Below are 18,719 nucleotides of genomic sequence, written 5' to 3'. Positions count from 1 at the left end.
CCTCTCCTGTCCCCGTGGTTGCCTCGGCGTGACTGTATCCGTTGGGCCCGGGAACCCGCAGATGGGACCGGGCGTTAATAGGGGTACGGACGACGCCGGGGGGACACAGTTGGATCACGATGAGGGGCAGGCCCCGGAGCAACTGCAGACGCAGGGGTCCGAGGGGTGGCGACCCAGATCAAATTCTCGTAAAACCGCTTATCCGGAGCTAACGGGCGAGGTGGCTATGGTAGGGGCTCCACTGGACACCACCAGAGCCGACAGGGGAGGTGCGGCTGCGCCTGGGGACCGGGCAGGGGTGCTGCGGCGCTTCCTCGGATCAGCAGGTAGGCCGAAATCCGTGAACGACACCGCTGCTGACCCCAGCCACGCCGCTGACCAGTCCCAGACCGCGACCTTCTCCACCGACGCGGACGGGCAGGCGTGGACTCCGCCCACCTGGGAGGAGATCGTCAGCACCCACAGCGGTCGCGTGTACCGGCTGGCCTACCGCCTGACCGGTAACCAGCACGACGCCGAGGACCTCACCCAGGAGGTCTTCGTCCGCGTCTTCCGCTCCCTGTCGACGTACACGCCCGGCACCTTCGAGGGCTGGCTGCACCGCATCACCACCAACCTCTTCCTGGACATGGTCCGCCGCAAGCAGCGCATCCGCTTCGACGCGCTGGGCGAGGACGCCGCCGAGCGGCTGCCCAGCCGGGAGCCGTCGCCGCAGCAGGTCTTCAACGACGCGCACTTCGACGCCGACGTCCAGCAGGCCCTCGACACCCTCGCGCCCGAGTTCCGCGCCGCCGTCGTGCTGTGCGACATCGAGGGACTGTCGTACGAGGAGATCGCCGCGACCCTCGGCGTCAAGCTCGGCACGGTCCGCTCCCGTATCCACCGCGGCCGTTCGCAGCTGCGCAAGGCCCTCGCGCACCGTGCGCCCCAGGCCCGGACCAAGGAGCGGCGCTCCTTCGCCCGTGTGCCCGCACTGGGAGGAGGGGGCGCGACCGCGTGAGCGAATCACGACCAAGCCCCGCCGAGAGGCGGCTGGCCGAACAGCATCTGGGAGACCGACTCTCCGCCCTGGTGGACGGAGAGCTCGGGCATGAGACGCGCGAGCGGGTCCTCGCCCACCTGGCCACCTGTGCCAGGTGCAAGGCGGAGGCGGAAGCGCAGCGACAGCTGAAGAACGTCTTCGCCGAGGCGGCCCCGCCGCCACCCTCCGAGAGCTTCCTCGCCCGCCTTCAGGGGCTTCCCGGGGGAGGTGATCCGGACGGCGGTGGCTCGCCGTTCGGCGGGGGAGGAATCCCCGGCGGACTCCCCGGACGGCTTGGCGTCACCGGGGTCTTCGGCCTGAAGCGCGGCGAGCGCTTCGAGTTCGGCTACGTCCCCGCCTCCTCCCCGCACGCCCCGGTACTGCCGCCCTCCGCGGACCGCGGCTTCCGTATCCACGACGTCAGCCGTCACGAGTCCGAGCGCTCCGCCTCGCGCGGGATGCGGTTCGCGTTCGTCGCCGCGGGCGCCGTCTCGCTCGCCGCGATCGCCCTGGGCGGCGTCACGGCGGGCACGCCCACCGACACCGCGGACGCCCGCGGCGGCACGGGCGCGGGGAGCAACGTCACCCCGGCGCGTACGCAGGGGACGGGCACCGCGACGGCTCCCGAGAACCAGCGGCGCCGCGGCACCACCCCGTTGCTCGCACAGGGCCGGCAGTCGCTGAACGACGTCCCGGTGGCCCCGACCGCGGTCTCCGCACCGCTGCTGCCCGGCGCGGCGAACCAGACCGGCGCGGTGCAGGCCCGCCAGCAGAACATGCACACGCTGACCACCCCCGTGATGGCCGGCGCCGCCGTGATGTCCCCGCTGATACGACCGCTCGAGGCGACCCCGCCGTTCACCCTGACCTCGTGGTCCAAGACCCCCGAGGCCTCGTCCCCGGGTCTGCTCGCCGCACCCGTCCCCGACTCGACTTCCGCTTCTTCCTCCCCGCGCACCTCACGCTGACCGGTCTCTGCGTCACGGCCTGCGAACCTGGTTGAATCCAGGGTGGACCGCGTCCACGGCAGAAAGCCGCGCGCGGAGTCGACAACTGAGGCCATGGCCGACGAGCCGTGCCGTGCTGTGGCCAGCTGTGGGGAGAGCATGAACGAGGGGAAGCCCACGAAGCCGAAGTGGTGGAGCCTGCCGCGCCGGCAGGGCTCTGTGGGGGAGGCGGAGCGGGTCCCGTCCGCCGGCGGCGATTACGAGCTGAGTGGGCCGGAGGAAGCCGGCAGCGCGCGTGTGCCTCTGCCCGACGGCGACTTCGAACTGGCGCGACCGGCGGGTGCCGGCGGCGAAGCCGTGTCCGACGGCCCATCCGTGTCCGACGGCGACTTCGAGCTGAGGCGTCCGGAGGACGCGGCCGACAGCGCGCCTGCCGACGAGGGCGACTTCGAGTTGGACGCCCCGACGGCGCCGGACGCTCCTGTCGTGCCGGACGCCCCCGCGGCGCCGGACGCTCCTGCGGCGCCGGACGCTCCCGCGGCGCCGGACGCCCCCGTGGCGACGCCCGCCGCCGAGCACCCCAGGCCTTTGCACGACCCCGATCCCTACAGCACCCCGCCGTACGGCGAGCCGGGCCCCTGGGCACCCGCTCCGCCGGTCCAGCATCCGGCGGCGGGCGCACCCGCGCAGGGCCCCGCGATACCGACGCCATCGCCGACGCCGCCACCGGCCCACGGCATCCCAGCTCAGGCACATACGGCGGCCCACGCGGCACACCCCGCCACCCCCTGGCAGAACTACGACCCCTGGTCGTCCATCCCCCTCCAGCAGAACGGCGCGGCCGTGGAGGGCAAGGACAAGCGGCGCAGGCGGGTCCGGCGGGCGCTCGTCACCGGTGCCGTGGCCCTCGCGCTCGTGTCCGGGGGCGTGGGCGGTGTCATCGGGTCCTATCTCGAGCGCAACGGCGGCGTAGGGGCCGTGGAGCTGCCGCAGGCGGGCAAGGAGCCCGCGGGGCGGGCTCCGGACAGCGTCGCCGGGATCGCCGCGCGGGCCCTGCCCAGCGTGGTCACCCTGCATGTGTCCGGCGCCGAGGAGTCCGGCACCGGGACGGGCTTCGTGCTCGACGCGCAGGGCCACATCCTCACCAACAACCACGTCGTCGAACCGGCCGCCGGCTCCTCCGGCCAGATATCGGTGACCTTCAACAGCGGGGACACGGCGAAGGCCACCGTCGTCGGCCGGGACAGCGGCTACGACCTCGCCGTCGTCAAGGTCGGCAATGTGCGCGGGCTGAAGCCCATGCCGCTCGGCAACTCCGACAACGTCCAGGTCGGCGATCCCGTCGTCGCCATCGGCGCCCCCTTCGACCTGGAGGGCACCGTCACCTCCGGCATCATCAGCGCCAAGGAACGGCCCATCACGGCCGGCGGCGACAGCGCGGACGGGAGCGACGTCTCCTACGTCGACGCCCTGCAGACCGACGCGCCGATCAACCCCGGCAACTCCGGCGGCCCGCTGCTCGACACACAGGCCCGGGTCATCGGCATCAACTCCGCGATCCGGTCCGCCGACGACGGCTCGGACTCGGCGAGCGGACAGGCCGGTTCCATCGGGCTCGGCTTCGCCATCCCGGTCAACCAGGCCAAGCGCGTCGCCGAGGAGCTGATCAACACCGGCAAGGCGACCCACCCGGTCATCGGCGTCACCCTCGACATGGACTACAGCGGCGACGGTGCCCGCGTCGGGGCGAAGGCCGAGAGCGGCGGCCCCGCCGTCACGCGGGGCGGCCCGGGCGCCAAGGCCGGCATCAAGGCGGGCGACGTCATCACCGCGGTGGACGGCCAGCGCGTGCACTCCGGCGAGGAACTGATCGTCAAGACCCGCGCCCACCGCCCCGGCGACCGCCTGGAGCTGACCGTCCGGCGCGACGGCAAGGAGCTGAAGATCCCGCTGGTCCTCGGTTCCTCGGAGGGCAGCTGAGGGCCGGGGCACGCGAGCCGTGGGTAAGAGCTGTGTGTGACGTCCCCGGGCAGGACTCACAGAAAGTCACAGCGCCGAGCCCCGGTCGCCGCCCCACCTGGGGCCTCACAAGGCAAACAACGCCCCAAACCGCCCACGCGACCGCACTCGGAACCCCCGGGACAGTACCGGTCTTACGGGATCGCCGGGTACCGTGGATCCGGCCCGGACCACGGAAGACCCGCACAGGCCACCGAGGGCCGAGGACCGGGGGACTCGCAAGGAGCTTCAGGTGTTCAATGACATAGGACCGCTCGAGCTGGTGACGCTCGTTGTCCTTGCCGTGCTCGTCTTCGGTCCGGACAAGCTCCCGAAGGTCATCCAGGACGTGATGCGGACGATCCGCAAGATCCGGGAGTTCTCGGAGAGCGCCAAGCACGACATCCGTTCGGAGCTCGGCCCGGAGTTCAAGGACTTCGAGTTCGAGGACCTCAACCCCAAGACGTTCATCCGCAAGCAGATGGACAGCGACGAGCTGGGGCTCAAGGAGATCCGCAACGGCTTCGACCTGAAGAAGGAGATGGCCGAGGTCACGGACGCGGTGCACAGCCGCGAGACCGACGCGCCGTCGTCGTCCCCGTCGTCCTCCGGTTCCTCGTCCTCCGCCGGCGGCCGCATCGACATGACGAAGAAGCCCGACGAGGACGACCGCCCGCCCTTCGACGCGGACGCCACCTGAGTCGTAGGCCCGAGCCGCCGAGCCGCACTCCGGTGCTGCTCAAGCGCCGTGCCACCCGCGCCGTACGTGATGCGTTTCATACTCCGCGGCACCTGCGCACGGCCTGAACCCACCCTTCGGTGCGACGCACGAGCCGGGCGATTTCCCTGCTGTCCTCAGTGGGGTGGCTATGCTGCCGAGTTGTTGTGCGGACCGGACGAGTACGCCCGAAGGGGGGCGGGCCGCTCCGGTTCGACGAGAACGAGGAGGCGTCCGGGCACATGGAGACGACGAGTCAGGCAGTCGCGCAGGCGTCGGCCGCGGAGGGCGGACAACAGCTCCCCACGGCCCGGCGCACGGTCGACGGCTACCTGCTGGCGCCCTTCCCGTGGTACGGCCTCGATGAGGCCTTCACGGGTCCGCGCTGGCTGATGCAGGTCGGGACGGCGGCCGACGGTGCCGTCGAGCACGGTTCGATCGGGCACGGCGACGAGCCGTCCGTGAAGAACGAGTTCGCGGTCGGCTCGAACGACGAGCCGCGGGAGAAGTTCGCGGTCGTGGTGACCGTCGCGGCGAGCCCCGTACGGCGCAGTGCCGACGGCACGGGGCTGCTGGAGGCCACGTCGGTCTCCTCGGCGGCCTGGCTGGCCGGTGTGGGGCTGCTGTCCTTCACCTGGCCCGGTCAGATGGACCACTCCCTGCGGGACGACTGGCTGGAGCAGCAGACGGAGACCGCGTGGGCGCTGGCCGACGACCTCTCGGGCGCGGAGTGGTCGACGCTCTCCCTGCCCGTGGACGGCGTTCCCACGCAGTTCCACTACCGGGAGTCCGAGTTCGGCTGGGTCCTCGCCGGGTCCACGCCGCAAGGGGTGCACCTGGGGGCGTACGGAAGAGGCATGAGCGCGTACGGCCTCGCCTTCGCCGTGATCAAGGACATCAAGGCGTACGCATGACGAAGGGGCGCCGCGCGGATGCGGCGCCCCGTCGCTTCAGTGCTCCGTGCAGCCTCAGAACTTGTTCTTCGGCGTGATCCCCAGGGACATTCCCGACAGGCCCCGCTGGCGTCCGCCCAGCTTGCCCGCGATGCCGCGCAGGGCCGCGCCCGCCGGGGAGTCCGGGTCGCTCAGGACCACGGGCCTGCCCTCGTCGCCGCCCTCGCGGAGGCGGACGTCGATGGGGATGGCGCCGAGGACGGGGACCGTCGCACCCGTCGTACGGGTCAGGCCGTCCGCCACCGTCTGGCCGCCGCCGGTGCCGAAGACGTCGACCATCTCGCCGCAGTGCGGGCAGGGCAGGCCGGACATGTTCTCGACGACGCCCACGATCTTCTGGTGCGTCTGCACGGCGATGGAGCCGGCCCGCTCGGCGACCTCGGCGGCCGCCTGCTGAGGCGTGGTGACGACCAGGATCTCGGCGTTCGGGACCAGCTGGGCGACGGAGATGGCGATGTCGCCGGTGCCGGGCGGGAGGTCGAGCAGCAGGACGTCCAGGTCGCCCCAGTACACGTCCGCCAGGAACTGCTGGAGCGCGCGGTGCAGCATCGGGCCGCGCCAGACCACCGGGGCGTTGCCCGGAGTGAACATGCCGATGGAGATGACCTTCACGCCGTTGGCCGAAGGCGGCATGATCATGTTCTCGACCTGGGTGGGGCGGCCGTCCGCGCCGAGCATGCGCGGCACGCTGTGGCCGTAGATGTCGGCGTCGACGACACCGACCTTCAGCCCGTCGGCGGCCATCGCCGCCGCCAGGTTCACCGTCACCGAGGACTTGCCGACGCCGCCCTTGCCGGACGCGACCGCGTAGACGCGGGTCAGCGAGCCGGGCTTGGCGAAGGGGACCTCGCGCTCGGCGGTGCCGCCGCGCAGGGCGTTCGCCAGCTCCTTGCGCTGTTCGTCGCTCATGACGTCGAGCGAGACGTCGACGCGGGTGACGCCCTCGACCGCCGACACCGCATCCGTCACGCGCTGCGTGATCGTCTCGCGCATCGGGCAGCCGGAGACCGTCAGGTACACGGTGACCGCGACCGTCCCGTCCGCGCCGATGTCCACCGACTTGACCATCCCCAGTTCGGTGATGGGTCGGTTGATCTCGGGGTCGTTCACCGTCGCCAGTGCCTCGCGCACCGCGTCTTCGCTAGCCATAAGGACGATGGTACGGCGCCGCACAGGGGCCCCGGGATGCCTGTCACCGGTCGTCTACGTCACGTCCACGCGACCGTTCTGCCGGGAATACGGCGTGCTCGTGGTGGCCGTTCTGCCGCTCCTCCAGCTCCTTGACCATGTCCTGGAGCTCGGAGCGGATCCAGTCGCGGGTGGCGACCTCGCCCAGGCCGATGCGCAGGGCGGCGATCTCGCGGGTCAGGTACTCGGTGTCCGCGATGGAGCGCTCGTTCTGCTTGCGGTCCTGTTCGAGGTTGACCCGGTCCCGGTCGTCCTGCCGGTTCTGCGCGAGCAGGATCAGCGGGGCCGCGTAGGAGGCCTGGAGGGACAGCATCAGGGTCAGGAAGATGAACGGGTAGTTGTCGAAGCGCAGGGCGCTCGGCGCGAACACGTTCCACACCACCCACAGGATGATGACGACCGTCATCCAGACGATGAAGCGGCCCGTGCCGAGGAAGCGCGCGATGCGCTCCGACAGCCGCCCGAAGGCCTCCGGGTCCCACTCGGGGATGATCCGGCGGCGCGGCGCGCGCGGCTGGTCCAGCCGGACGCGCGGGCGGGTGGCGGCCGTGGCCCCGGCCGGTGTGCGCTCGCGCGTGCTCTCCCGCTCAGGCGTCATGAGCGCCCACCCCCTCGTCCTCGTCCAGGTGGAACTCCGTCTCCCGCCAGTCGTCGGGCAGCATGTGGTCCAGTACGTCGTCCACGGTCACCGCGCCCAGCAGCGCCCCGGCCTCGTCGACCACGGGCGCCGCCACCATGTCGTACGCGGCGAAGAACCCGGCGACGAGGGGCAGCGTGGCATCGGGGTCGAGTGTCTGCAGATCGTCGTCGATGATCGAGCTGACCAGCGTGTACGGCGGGTCGCGCAGCAGGCGCTGGAAGTGGACGGTGCCGAGGTACTTGCCGGTCGGCGTCTCGTCGGGCGGGCGGCAGACGTAGACCTGGGCGGCGAGGGCGGGGGAGAGGTCGCGGTTGCGGACGCGGGCGAGCGCGTCGGCGACCGTGGCGTCCGGCCGCAGCACGATGGGCTCGGTGGTCATGAGGCCGCCGGCGGTGTGTTCCTCGTAGGCCATCAGGCGCCGCATGTCCGCCGCGTCGGAGGGCTGCATCAGGCTCAGCAGCCGCTCCTTGTCCTGCTCGGGGAGCTCGGCGAGCAGGTCGGCCGCGTCGTCCGGGTCCATGGCCTCCAGGACGTCGGCGGCGCGTTCCTCCTTCAGCTTGCCGAGGATCTCGATCTGGTCGTCCTCGGGGAGCTCCTCGAGGACGTCGGCCAGCCGGTCGTCGTCGAGGGCGGCGGCCACCTCGGCGCGGCGCTTGGACGACAGGTGGTGCAGCACGTTGGCGAGGTCGGCGGGGCGCAGCTGCTCGAAGGTGGCGAGCAGGCTCTCGGCGCCCTGTCCCTGCTCCTCCAGGGAGAAGCCGGTGACGGCGGACCACTCGACGGTCAGCTGTTCGCCCTTGGCGCGCCGGAAGGCGCCGCCGGGCCTGCCCTTGCGGACGAAGACGCGGTCGACCTCCCAGTCCCGGCGGGCCGGCAGCTGCTGCACCGACAGGTCGAGGACGGTGACCTCCTCGCCGGTCTCGACGAGTGTGACCCGGCGGTCCAGCAGCTCGCCGAAGGCGAGACGTTCGGTGGGCCGCTGCTCGAAGCGCCGGACGTTGAGCACGCCGGTGGCGATGACCTGGCCGGACTCGATGCTGGTCACCCTGGTCATCTGCAGGAAGATCCGGCGCCGGGTGGGCAGTTCGACGACCAGCCCGAGCACGCGCGGGGGCCGGCGGCCGACGCGCAGCATGACGACGAGATCGCGGACGCGGCCCACCTGATCGCCGTTGGGGTCGAAGACGGCGACGCCGGCGATGTGCGAGACGAAGATCCTGGGGGCGCCCGCTGCCATGGGCTGCGCTCCTTTGCTTGCGGGGTGTTTCGCAGTGCTTGTTTCCTGCTGTGTTTTCTTTCCGAATTGCCCGCTCAGGTGGGCTTCAGGCTAGCCCGTACCGATCGGATCCGCCCTGGTGGGACGTCCGGACGGACTGCTTCCGCGGGGCCGTCGGGGCCCCGGGTACGCTGCGGTACGCCGCTCACGTCCCACGACCGAAAGGCAGCCCCTTCTGTGACCGTGATTGCCCTGGGCCGTACGCGCCGGACCACGCTGCTGGGAGCGATGTGCGCACTGGTCGTGGCGGGGACGGGTGTGCTGGCGGGCTGCAGCGACGACCCCGACGCGGGCACCAACGGGGTCGGCAAGCTGCCGGCTGCCAAGATCGAGTCGAAGACCAGGGCGGCCGCCGCGGCGGCGGAGGCCGTGCACCTCTCCGGCGACGTGGTCACCAACGGGCGTACGTACAAACTCGACATGCGCCTGAAGTCGGAGGGCGCCACCGGCTCGGTCACCTCCAACGGGGTCGCCTTCGGGCTGCTGCGGATCGGTGAGCAGCTGTATCTGAAGGCCGGCGCGGGCTTCTGGAACCACGCGGACGGCAATACGGGCAAGGCGTCCGCCAGCAAGCTCGACGGCAAGTACGTGAAGGTGCCGCAGCGCGACCCCGCGTACAAGAAGTTCAGCGGTTTCACGGACATGGACGTCCTCCTCGGGGGTCTGCTCACCCTGCACGGCCCGCTCGCGACGGACGGGCATCACGAGCAGTCGGGTACCCGCACCATCCGCATCACCGGCGACAAGGGCTCGGGCGGCACCCTCGACGTCTCCCTCCAGGGCAAGCCGTATCCGCTCCGGCTGGAGCGGGCGGGCGGCGCGGGCACGATCGCCTTCTCGTCCTGGGGCGAGGACTTCGCCCTGAACGAGCCGAAGAAGACCGAGACGGTGGACTACGGCAAGCAGCTGCCGACGTCCTGACGTCCTACCGGCGTTTCCTCTTCCTCAGCAGCAGCCGCGGCAGCCCCGCGGGGATCGGCCGACGGGTGGTGGCGGGCGTCGGCAGCGGTGCCTCGGCCAGGTCGTCGTCGGGCAACTCCGTTGTCGCCCCGGCGGGTTCAAGGCGCAGCACCCGGCATTCGCGGGACCAGCGCCCGGTCATCGCCTCGCCGTCGGGGGCGTTGAGCCGCTTGCCCTTCAGCTCGGCGACCGTGGCCGCCCACTGCTCGGACCCGGGCGTCAGCTCGACGACCTTCGCCGACCAGGTCACCAGCCGGCCGCCCTTGTCCTTGCTGCGGACCGTCACCTCGGCCCCGGCCCCGTCGGTCAGGCCCGGCAGCGGCTGCTCGCCCGGTCCGTCGCCGACCAGACACGCGGCACCCTCGTGCCACACGTGCCACAGCGCCCGGGCCGGACTGCCGGGGCCCGCGACCCAGATGAGGCCGGACTTCTTGGTGGCCTCCTCGACGAGGGCCTGGTCGAGCAGCTCGCTAGTCATGGGCCCAGCCTATCCAGGCACTCTCACAGCCAGCCGTTGCGCTTCAGCGTGCGGTGGATGCCCAGACAGATGCAGACGGTGATGCTCATGATCACCGGGTAGCCGTACTTCGCGTGCAGCTCCGGCATGTACTTGAAGTTCATGCCGTAGACCCCGCACACCATCGTCGGTACGGCGATGATGGCGGCCCAGGACGTGATCTTGCGCATGTCCTCGTTCTGCGCGACGGACGCCTGCGCGAGGTTGGCCTGGAGGATCGAGTTGAGCAGCTCGTCGAAGCCGACCACCTGCTCCTGGACGCGGACGAGGTGGTCGGCGACGTCCCGGAAGTACTTCTGGATGTCGGGGTCGATCAGCCGCATCGGCCGCTCGCTCAGCAGCTGCATGGGGCGCAGCAGCGGCGAGACGGCGCGCTTGAACTCCAGCACCTCGCGCTTGAGCTGGTAGATGCGCGCCGAGTCCACACCGCGCGAGACACCGCCCCGGCGGCCGGGCGAGAACACCTCGGTCTCGACCTCGTCGATGTCGTCCTGGACGGCGTCGGCGACCGCGATGTACCCGTCGACGACGTGGTCGGCGATCGCGTGCAGCACCGCCGAGGGGCCTTTGGCGAGCAGTTCGGGGTCGTCCTGGAGCCGGTGCCGCAGGGCGCGCAGCGAGCCCTGGCCGCCGTGCCGGACGGTGATGAAGAAGTCCTGTCCGGTGAAGCACATGACCTCACCGGTCTCGACGACCTCGCTGTTGGCGGTGAGCTGGTCGTGCTCGACGTAGTGGATGGTCTTGAAGACGGTGAAGAGCGTGTCGTCGTAGCGCTCCAGCTTGGGCCGCTGGTGGGCCTGGACGGCGTCCTCCACGGCCAGCGGGTGCAGCCCGAACTCGCTTGCGATCCCGGAGAATTCGGCCTCGGTCGGCTCGTGCAGGCCGATCCAGACGAAGCCTCCGTCGCGGCGCACCAGGCGCATCGCCTCGTGCGGGCTCAGGGACCGGCCGCTGTCCACGCGGGCACCGTCCCGGTAGACGGCGCAGTCGACGACGGCGGAGGGGGTGGAGGGGTCGCGAGTCGTGTCGTACACACCGGCGTCCCCGCGCACCGGGACGCGGGAGGGCCGGACCGCGGCGCGCAGGTCACGGATCATCGACATGGCTGGCTCCTTCGTGTCATGCGACGAAAGGCGCCGACGACGGCTGGAACTACCCGGAATGGGGACGTCCTGGCGTCAGGTGTTTGGCACGTCCACAAAGCGGGGAGCACCGCACCGTCGCGGTGGCGGACTTCGCTGCTGATTCAGATCAGACAGATCAGGCAAAACGAAACGAAGTGCTCTTCCGCGGGAAGACGTGAGCGTGAAAGGCGGCGGTCAGCCAGAGCCGGATCAGCTGTATCAGCGGCGGGAAGAGCGAGTGGTACTGCACGGGTGACTTCGATCCATGACAGCCCCACCTCCTCCGGCCGGTCCCTCGTAAGGGACGTTCCATTCCCGTAAAGGGAGTCTCACGGGCGTCGGGACTTGGTGCGACTCCCCCAGTGCCTGAACGGCCTGGGCGGTGCCCCATCTGCGTGTTGCCCCGAACGACGCGGGCAAGACTATCAGCAGCCCAATGTGTCAAGGCGCCGCTTTGCCCTGTACTGACGAGTTCTATGCTCGCGGCATGGTTGATGTTCTTCCTCTGGTCGAGGCCCGGCTGCGCAGCGCGCTGGGCGAACCGGACGCCCGCGCGGCCGTCACGTTCCTCGGCACCGACCGCATCGAAGTGCTCCGTTTCCACGAGGGCGACATCGTCCGCTACGCCACCCTCGGCATGTCCGCGCAGCCGATGAGCGACCCCACGGCCATGCTCGCCGACCCGCACAGGGGCCCGCGCGCCGAGCTGGTCCTTTCGGTGCGCGGCGGCCACGCCGAGACCGACAAGGCGCTGCGTCCGCTCGCCGTACTCGCCGCCTCCCCGCAGGTCGAGGGTGTGGTCGTGGCACCCGGCGCCTCGCTCGACGTCGGTGAACCCCTGTGGCCCGGCGCCCCGTTCAGCTCCGTGCTGGTCGCCGAGCCGGGCGGCCTGGTCGAGGACCTCGAACTCGACGAGCCGCTCGAGCCGGTCCGCTTCCTGCCGCTGCTCCCGATGACGGCGAACGAGGCCGCCTGGAAGCGCGTGCACGGCGCCCAGGCCCTCCAGGAGCGCTGGCTGACGAACGGGACGGACCTCAGGGATCCGTCCCGCAAGTCCGTCCCGCTGGACTGAGGGCCAGGTGAGCAAGCTCACCAACCGGTGGCCGGAAGGCGTCAGTTGGCGAAGACCGTGACGCTGTCCTCCGTGGCGTGCCGCGGCTCCAGCTCCTCGGTCTCGTGGGTGAGCGCGTTCCGCCGTACGAACACGACGACCGCGCCCAGCACGGCGGTGACCGCCGCGACCACGAACGGGATGCGGATGTCGGTCCACTCCTCGATCTTCGGCGCGAAGTACGGCGCGGCCGCGGCCGCGAACCAGCGCACGAAGTTGTAGCCGGCGCTCGCCACGGGCCGGGGCGCGTCCGAGACGCCGAGCGCCAGCTCCGTGTAGACGGTGTTGTTCACGCCGATGAAGGCGCCCGACAGGATCGTGCAGACGACGGCCGTGGTGTGGCTGCCGTAGCCGAGGACGAGGACGTCCGCCGCGAGCAGCACCAGCGAGCCGCCGAGCACCTTCAGTGAGCCGAAGCGCTTCTGCATGCGCGGGGCCACGAGCACCGAGAAGACGGCGAGCAGCACGCCCCAGGCGAAGAACACGGCACCCGACTTGTACGGCGTCATGTTCAGCACGAACGGCGTGAAGGCCAGCACGGTGAAGAACGTGTAGTTGTAGAAGAACGCCGAGACCGCCGCCGAGGCCAGGCCGCCGTGGCCGAGCGCCCGGAGGGGGTCGAGCAGCGAGGTCTTCCGGGCCGGCTTCGGCTGCTCCTTCAGGAACGCCGTGATGCACAGGAAGCCGACCGCCATCAAGAAGGCGGTGCCGAAGAAGGGGTAGCGCCAGCTCTGGTTGCCGAGCAGCGCGCCCAGCAGCGGGCCGCACGCCATGCCGAGGCCGAGCGCGGACTCGTACAGCAGGATCGCGGCGGCGCTGCCGCCCGCCGCAGCGCCGACGATGACCGCGAGGGCCGTCGAGACGAAGAGCGCGTTGCCGAGGCCCCAGCCCGCGCGGAAGCCGACGAGTTCGGCGACCGAGCCCGACGTGCCCGCGAGACCCGCGAACACCACGACGAAGGCGAGGCCGAGCAGCAGCGTCCTGCGGCCGCCGATACGGCTGGAGATGAAGCCGGTGACCAGCATCGCGACGGCGGTGATCAGGAAGTACGAGGTGAAGAGCAGGGAGACCTGGCCGGGCGTCGCGTCCAGGCCCTTGGCGATGGACGGCAGGATCGGGTCGACGAGTCCGATGCCCATGAAGGCGACGACGGACGCGCCCGCCGTCGCCCACACGGCCTTCGGCTGCCGCAGGATGCTGCCCGCTCCCGCGTCGAAGGGGTCGTCCATGCTTCCTCCACTCTCGTTCAAGGATGGTTGGTATATGCACATAGTAAGTTAGGGCAGCTAATTAATGCAAGCTACATCTAGTTTGGTCCGTCGCGGCGCCCGGTGAAGGGTTCCGTCCGGACGGGTGATCGTCCTTGACGTGACGGGGCGCGGGTAGGACCGTGGGGCCCTATGAGGGGCGAACCCAGTTGCCCGAAGTGTGGTGGCCGGGTCAGGGCTCCCGGACTCTTCGCCGATTCCTGGCAGTGCGATGTGCACGGCACCGTGCATCCGCTGCAGCCCGTGATCCCGCCCAGCGTCGAGGCCCTCGGTGTGGTGGTGCATCGCACGCAGGTACCGGTGTGGATGCCGTGGCCCCTGCCGGTCGGCTGGCTCTTCACGGGAGTGGCGTGCGCGGGTGACGACCGGCACGGCGGCCGGGCCACCGCGGTGGCGTGCTCCGGACCGGGGCCGCTCGGCGGTATAGGGGAGCTGATCCTGGTCGCCGAGGAGCTCGGCGTCGGACTCGGCGCGCGGTACGCGGGCATCGACGGCCCGGACCCGGGGCGGTACATGAACGTCGAGAAGCCGCCCCAGGCCAAGGTCCTGGCCGGCGGCCGTCCGACCCCGCTCTGGCACGTCACCGACAGCCCCGACGACCGCGCCGTCTTCGCGGGCGAGGCGCGGGGGCTGTGGCTGTGGGCGGTCGTGTGGCCCGAGCAGTCGGGGCTGCTGATGTACGACGAGCTGGTGCTGACGGATCTGCGGGATGCCGGGGCGGAGGTCGATCTCGTACCGTGCGGGGCGCTTTCGCCCAGGCTGTTGGAACCCTGAGGGAACCTGTAGGGGTCACCTCCCGGGTATGGGTGTGACAGGGGACCTGGAAAATCCGGTTATCCTTGAGCGTCCTCTTCCGTCCCGTCGCCGCCTGGAGTCCGCGTAGTGCGTATCGATCTGCACGCCCACTCCACCGCGTCCGACGGTACGGACACGCCGGCCGAGCTGGTGCGGAACGCCTCCGCCGCCGGGCTGGACGTCGTCGCGCTGACCGATCACGACTCCACCCGCGGGCACGCCGAGGCGATCGCCGCGCTGCCGGAGGGGCTCACGCTCGTCACCGGCGCCGAGCTGTCCTGCCGTATCGACGGCGTCTCCATGCACATGCTCGCCTACCTCTTCGACCCCGAGGAGCCGGCGCTGCTCGCCGAGCGCGAGCTGGTGCGGGACGACCGGGTGCCGCGGGCCCAGGGCATGGTCGCCAAGCTGAACACGCTGGGCGTGCCGGTCACTTGGGACCAGGTGCGGCGGATCGCCGGGGACGGCTCGGTCGGGCGGCCGCATGTCGCGACCGCGCTCGTCGAGCTCGGCGTCGTGCCGACCGTGAACGACGCGTTCACCCAGGACTGGCTGTCCGACGGCGGCCGGGCCTTCGTCGAGAAGCACGAGACGGACCCCTTCGAGGCGATCCGGCTCGTCAAGGCCGCGGGCGGGGTCACCGTCTTCGCGCATCCCGGTGCCAGCAAGCGCGGCCGTACGGTGCCGGAGCCGGCGATCGCCGAGATGGCCGCCGCGGGGCTCGACGGCATCGAGGTCGACCACATGGACCACGACGAGGAGACGCGGGCGCGGCTGCGCGGGCTGGCGAAGGAACTGGGGCTGCTGACCACCGGGTCCAGCGACTACCACGGCAGCCGCAAGACGTGTGTGCTCGGCGAGTACGTCACGGATCCCGAGGTGTACGGGGAGATCGTGCGGCGGGCGACCGGGGCGTTCCCGGTGCCGGGGACCGGCGGGGCCTGACCCTTCCCTGCCCTCTCACCGTCCGTTTCCCCATCACCGCAAGGCCAGTTGCTCACCCATGTTCGACCTCGCCGTCTTCGGCTCCCTGTTCCTGACCCTGTTCGTCATCATGGATCCCCCCGGGATCACCCCGATCTTCCTCGCGCTGACCGCCGGACGCCCCGGCAAGGTGCAGAAGCGGATGGCCTTCCAGGCCGTCTGCGTGGCCGGTGGCGTGATCACCGTCTTCGGGCTGCTCGGGCACCAGATCCTCGACTACCTGCATGTCTCCGTGCCCGCCCTGATGATCGCGGGCGGACTGCTGCTCCTGCTCATCGCCCTCGACCTGCTGACCGGCAAGAACGACGAGCCGAAGCAGACCAAGGACGTCAACGTGGCGCTCGTGCCGCTGGGCATGCCGCTGCTGGCCGGCCCGGGGGCGATCGTCTCCGTGATCCTCGCCGTGCAGAAGGCCCACAGCTTCGCCATGCAGGCGTCGGTGTGGGCGGCGATCCTCGCCATCCACATCGTGCTGTGGCTGGTGATGCGCTACTCGCTGCTGATCATCCGGGTCATCAAGGACGGCGGCGTGGTCCTGGTGACGCGTCTCGCGGGCATGATGCTCTCCGCGATCGCCGTGCAGCAGATCATCAACGGCGTCACCCAGGTGATCAAGGGCGCCTGAGCGGCCCCGGGGCCACTCGGTCCGCGTATACGCGAAGCCCCCGCGCGGCGTCGGTGCCGGGCGGGGGCTTCGAAGATTGCGCGGTGATCCGCGTCGGTCAGTCGGTTATACGGCCGCACTCTCGGCGGGCCGGATCCAGAGTCGCTGTCCTATGGCTGCGGCCTGCTGGACGATCCGGTCGACGGAGGCGGCGTCCACGACGGTGCTGTCCACGGTCGTGCCGTTGACCTCGTCGAGTCGCATGATTTCGAAGCGCATGCCTCTCCCTTCGTCGCGCTGCCATCTGATGGAGTCAACCATTACCGCGTTACAAACATTCCCTACGCTAAATAAATTTTTCGAACGGCTAACTACTGACCGGTAAGGAACGAGTCGCGAGACCGACCGGGACCGGTTGTGTTCGCAGCGTGACCGCCGGGACAATGGAGGCGATGAACGACGACCTCGTGGCGCTCACCGCCCGCATCGACCGCACGAACGAGTTGCTTCAGCGCATGCTCGCCGAGGTGGCGAAGACGCCCTCGACCCATGCGATCTTCGTCGACGCGGGGTACCTGTACGCGGCCGCGGGGCGCCTCGTCGCAGGCACGGAGGACCGCCGGGCGTTCGACCTCGACGCGGAAGGGCTGATCGAGGCGCTCATCGACAAGGCCCGCACGATCTTCGCGGACAGCCGGCTGCTGCGGGTCTACTGGTACGACGGAGCGCGGCGCCGTATCCACACCGCCGAGCAGCAGTCGATCGCCGAACTCCCCGACGTGAAGGTCCGGTTGGGCAATCTCAATGCCAACAACCAGCAGAAGGGCGTCGATTCGCTGATCAGGTCGGACCTGGAGTCGCTGGCCAGACACCGTGCGATCAGCGACGCGGCCCTGCTGGGCGGCGACGAGGACCTGGTGTCGGCGGTCGAGGCGGCGCAGGGGTACGGCGCGCGGGTGCACCTGTGGGGCATCGAGGCCCCCGAGGGACGCAACCAGGCGGAGCCCCTGCTCTGGGAGGTCGACAGCCAGCGCACCCTCGACCTCGACTTCTTCAAGCCGTACGTGGCCCGGCGCACCGCTGCCGCCTACGAGGCCACCGCCTCCCGGCCCACCCGCGAGGACGTCCGCTTCGTCGGCGCGCAGATCGCGGCGAAGTGGCTGGCGGCCCGGGGCCGGGAGTCGCTGGTCGAGCTGCTGCCCGGTCACCCCTATCTGCCGGGCTCGGTCGACCAGGACCTGCTGGTGGAGGCGGAGGGCCTGCTCCAGTACTCGCTGCGCGGACAGGCCGATCTGCGGCGGGCGTTGCGGGACGGGTTCTGGGAGCACCTGCAGGCGCAGTACTAGCTGCCGGGTGCAGCCTGCGGTGTTGGCTGCACGGGTGCGGGCGGGGTGTTGGCTGCTGGGGTGCGGGCGCGGTGTTGGTCGCTGGAGTGCAGGCGCGGAACTGGTTGCCGGGGTGCAGCCTGCGGTGTTGGCCGCACGGGTGCGGGCCGCGGTGTTGGCTGCTGGGGTGCGGGCGCGGTGTTGGCCGCTGGAGTGCAGGCGCAGAACTGGCTGCCGGGGGCAGGGCGCGGTCACCGGCTTTCGGGGTGCGGGCGCGGTTACCGGCTGCCCGGGTGGATGTGGCGGTTACCGGTGGCCGGGGTCGCTGCGGTCCCAGAAGTCGGCGAAGGCGCGGGCCGTCTCGAGGGGCCGGTCCGTGTTGGGGGAGTGCTCGGCACCCTGGACGACCGTGCGGTGTGCGTGCAGGCGCAGCGCCATGTCGTCGAGCAGGGACACCGGCCAGGTGTCGTCGCTGGAACCCGACAGCACGTGAAACGGCAGCGGCAGGGCGGCCAGCTCGGCCACGCGGTCCGGTTCGGTGCACAACTGGCGTCCGGTGGCGATGAGTTGGGCCGGCTTGTTGCCCATCCAGCGGCGGCGCAGATCCTCCTGGTCGCCGAGCCCGGCATCCAGATCGCCGGTGTCGGTCTCCTCGGGCGGCTCCAGGGCCTGGATCGCCTCCCACACCTCGGTCATGTCCATCACGGCGAGCGCGTCCTGGAGCAGTTTCACGCGCTGCTGCTGGGAGACGGAGATCTGGGCCGGTCCGGAGGCCATGAGCGTGAGGGACCGGAAGGGGGAGTGGTCCAGCAGGGCCGCGGCCCGCGCGATCTGCCCGCCCAGGGAGTGCCCGACGAGGTGTACGGGGGTGCCGAGGGCGGCGGCCTGGGCGAGCGCGTCCCGCGCCAACTCACCCTGCGCGTACGCCGATTCGTCGTGCTCGGGCCCGTCGGACTCGTACTGCCCGCGCCCGTCCACCGCGACGGTCCGGTAGCCGCGCGCCCCGAGCGTTACGTGCAGCGGGTTGAAGTCCTCCTTGCTGCCGGTGAACCCGGGCAGCAGCAGCGCGGTTCCCCGTGGCACGGCGCCGTCCGCCACGGGCGAGTCGACGACGGCGAACTCCCCGCGCGCGGTGCGCAGCGAGTACGCGCGGGCGCCCGGGGGCGGGGTGAAGGTCGGAGGCCTGCTCATGGGGTGAGGTTATCCGGCGAGGGCGTCGCGGAGGCGGCCGGGCGGGGACGGGCGCAGTCCCGGCGCCGGAATGCCGACGGCCCGGCCCACACGAGGTGG

19 protein-coding genes are annotated in these 18,719 nt (G+C 70.9%); 11 read left to right on the top strand and 8 right to left on the bottom strand.

The features are described 5' to 3' along the window. Positions 1 to 298 precede the first annotated feature (298 nt). The 5 genes from sigE (at position 299) to ACGFYN_RS13645 (ending at position 5,598) form a co-directional block, all read left to right on the top strand. Positions 299 to 1,000: an RNA polymerase sigma factor SigE gene (sigE, locus tag ACGFYN_RS13665; protein WP_393865990.1), complete on the top strand. Its 702-nt coding sequence runs from the start codon at positions 299 to 301 to the stop codon at positions 998 to 1,000. Further along, positions 997 to 1,989: an anti-sigma factor family protein gene (locus ACGFYN_RS13660; RefSeq protein WP_393865989.1), complete on the top strand. Its 993-nt coding sequence runs from the start codon at positions 997 to 999 to the stop codon at positions 1,987 to 1,989. Before sigE ends, ACGFYN_RS13660 begins: the two co-directional genes overlap by 4 nt. A 138-nt stretch (positions 1,990 to 2,127) precedes the next feature. Further along, positions 2,128 to 3,948, top strand: coding sequence for a S1C family serine protease (locus ACGFYN_RS13655; RefSeq protein WP_393865988.1), 1,821 nt, complete (start codon positions 2,128 to 2,130; stop codon positions 3,946 to 3,948). Between the two features lie 271 nt (positions 3,949 to 4,219). Then, a complete protein-coding gene (locus tag ACGFYN_RS13650) occupies positions 4,220 to 4,666 on the top strand; it encodes a sec-independent translocase (protein ID WP_393865987.1) in 447 nt (148 codons plus the stop codon). Between the two features lie 260 nt (positions 4,667 to 4,926). After that, positions 4,927 to 5,598 (top strand): hypothetical protein, encoded by a 672-nt coding sequence (locus ACGFYN_RS13645; RefSeq protein ID WP_393865986.1) that lies wholly within the window; start codon positions 4,927 to 4,929, stop codon positions 5,596 to 5,598. Positions 5,599 to 5,652: 54 nt separating this feature from the next. On the opposite strand, the gene ACGFYN_RS13640 is transcribed toward ACGFYN_RS13645, so the two are convergent. The 3 genes from ACGFYN_RS13640 to ACGFYN_RS13630 are packed head-to-tail and all read right to left on the bottom strand — an operon-like array spanning position 5,653 to position 8,702. Next, positions 5,653 to 6,786 (bottom strand): Mrp/NBP35 family ATP-binding protein, encoded by a 1,134-nt coding sequence (locus ACGFYN_RS13640; RefSeq protein ID WP_393865985.1) that lies wholly within the window; start codon positions 6,784 to 6,786, stop codon positions 5,653 to 5,655. A 43-nt stretch (positions 6,787 to 6,829) separates the two neighbouring features. Then, a complete protein-coding gene (locus tag ACGFYN_RS13635; protein WP_393865984.1) occupies positions 6,830 to 7,423 on the bottom strand; it encodes a DUF1003 domain-containing protein in 594 nt (197 codons plus the stop codon). After that, positions 7,413 to 8,702: a magnesium transporter MgtE N-terminal domain-containing protein gene (locus tag ACGFYN_RS13630; protein ID WP_393865983.1), complete on the bottom strand. Its 1,290-nt coding sequence runs from the start codon at positions 8,700 to 8,702 to the stop codon at positions 7,413 to 7,415. The genes ACGFYN_RS13635 and ACGFYN_RS13630 overlap by 11 nt, the downstream gene beginning before the upstream one ends. A 216-nt stretch (positions 8,703 to 8,918) precedes the next feature. On the opposite strand from ACGFYN_RS13630, the gene ACGFYN_RS13625 reads away from it, so the two are divergent. After that, positions 8,919 to 9,662 carry a hypothetical protein gene (locus ACGFYN_RS13625; RefSeq protein ID WP_393865982.1) on the top strand — a complete coding sequence of 248 codons (744 nt, stop codon included), beginning with the start codon at positions 8,919 to 8,921 and terminating at the stop codon, positions 9,660 to 9,662. Between the two features lie 4 nt (positions 9,663 to 9,666). On the opposite strand, the gene ACGFYN_RS13620 is transcribed toward ACGFYN_RS13625, so the two are convergent. Continuing rightward, a complete protein-coding gene (locus ACGFYN_RS13620; protein WP_393865981.1) occupies positions 9,667 to 10,179 on the bottom strand; it encodes a hypothetical protein in 513 nt (170 codons plus the stop codon). 23 nt (positions 10,180 to 10,202) lie between these two features. After that, positions 10,203 to 11,321: a magnesium and cobalt transport protein CorA gene (locus ACGFYN_RS13615; RefSeq protein WP_393865980.1), complete on the bottom strand. Its 1,119-nt coding sequence runs from the start codon at positions 11,319 to 11,321 to the stop codon at positions 10,203 to 10,205. A 508-nt stretch (positions 11,322 to 11,829) separates the two neighbouring features. On the opposite strand from ACGFYN_RS13615, the gene ACGFYN_RS13610 reads away from it, so the two are divergent. Next, a complete protein-coding gene (locus ACGFYN_RS13610; RefSeq protein ID WP_393865979.1) occupies positions 11,830 to 12,414 on the top strand; it encodes a suppressor of fused domain protein in 585 nt (194 codons plus the stop codon). Positions 12,415 to 12,455: 41 nt separating this feature from the next. Here the strand turns inward: ACGFYN_RS13610 and ACGFYN_RS13605 are convergent, their stop codons facing one another. Next, positions 12,456 to 13,682, bottom strand: a complete 1,227-nt coding sequence (locus tag ACGFYN_RS13605) for an MFS transporter (protein ID WP_393865978.1) — start codon at positions 13,680 to 13,682, stop codon at positions 12,456 to 12,458. A gap of 171 nt (positions 13,683 to 13,853) precedes the next feature. Here ACGFYN_RS13605 and ACGFYN_RS13600 point away from each other — a divergent pair, with 171 nt between their 5' ends. From ACGFYN_RS13600 to ACGFYN_RS13590, 3 genes are all read left to right on the top strand, one after another. Beyond that, positions 13,854 to 14,495, top strand: a complete 642-nt coding sequence (locus ACGFYN_RS13600; RefSeq protein ID WP_393865977.1) for a DUF6758 family protein — start codon at positions 13,854 to 13,856, stop codon at positions 14,493 to 14,495. A 108-nt stretch (positions 14,496 to 14,603) separates the two neighbouring features. Further along, on the top strand, positions 14,604 to 15,461 hold the full coding sequence (locus ACGFYN_RS13595) for a PHP domain-containing protein (protein ID WP_393865976.1): 858 nt from the start codon (positions 14,604 to 14,606) through the stop codon (positions 15,459 to 15,461). A gap of 58 nt (positions 15,462 to 15,519) precedes the next feature. Beyond that, positions 15,520 to 16,125, top strand: a complete 606-nt coding sequence (locus ACGFYN_RS13590) for a MarC family protein (protein ID WP_393865975.1) — start codon at positions 15,520 to 15,522, stop codon at positions 16,123 to 16,125. Between the two features lie 105 nt (positions 16,126 to 16,230). Here ACGFYN_RS13590 and ACGFYN_RS13585 read toward each other — a convergent pair whose 3' ends face one another. Further along, positions 16,231 to 16,383: a hypothetical protein gene (locus tag ACGFYN_RS13585; RefSeq protein WP_384250585.1), complete on the bottom strand. Its 153-nt coding sequence runs from the start codon at positions 16,381 to 16,383 to the stop codon at positions 16,231 to 16,233. Positions 16,384 to 16,556: 173 nt separating this feature from the next. On the opposite strand from ACGFYN_RS13585, the gene ACGFYN_RS13580 reads away from it, so the two are divergent. Beyond that, positions 16,557 to 17,450 (top strand): NYN domain-containing protein, encoded by an 894-nt coding sequence (locus ACGFYN_RS13580; protein WP_393865974.1) that lies wholly within the window; start codon positions 16,557 to 16,559, stop codon positions 17,448 to 17,450. 285 nt (positions 17,451 to 17,735) lie between these two features. Here ACGFYN_RS13580 and ACGFYN_RS13575 read toward each other — a convergent pair whose 3' ends face one another. After that, positions 17,736 to 18,620 carry an alpha/beta fold hydrolase gene (locus ACGFYN_RS13575; RefSeq protein WP_393865973.1) on the bottom strand — a complete coding sequence of 295 codons (885 nt, stop codon included), beginning with the start codon at positions 18,618 to 18,620 and terminating at the stop codon, positions 17,736 to 17,738. Positions 18,621 to 18,719: the final 99 nt, after the last annotated feature.

This window comes from Streptomyces sp. NPDC048419, assembly GCF_043200415.1.
Lineage (GTDB): Bacteria > Actinomycetota > Actinomycetes > Streptomycetales > Streptomycetaceae > Streptomyces.
Note: the sequence above shows the minus strand (reverse complement) of the source record. Positions and strands in the feature narration are given on the sequence as shown.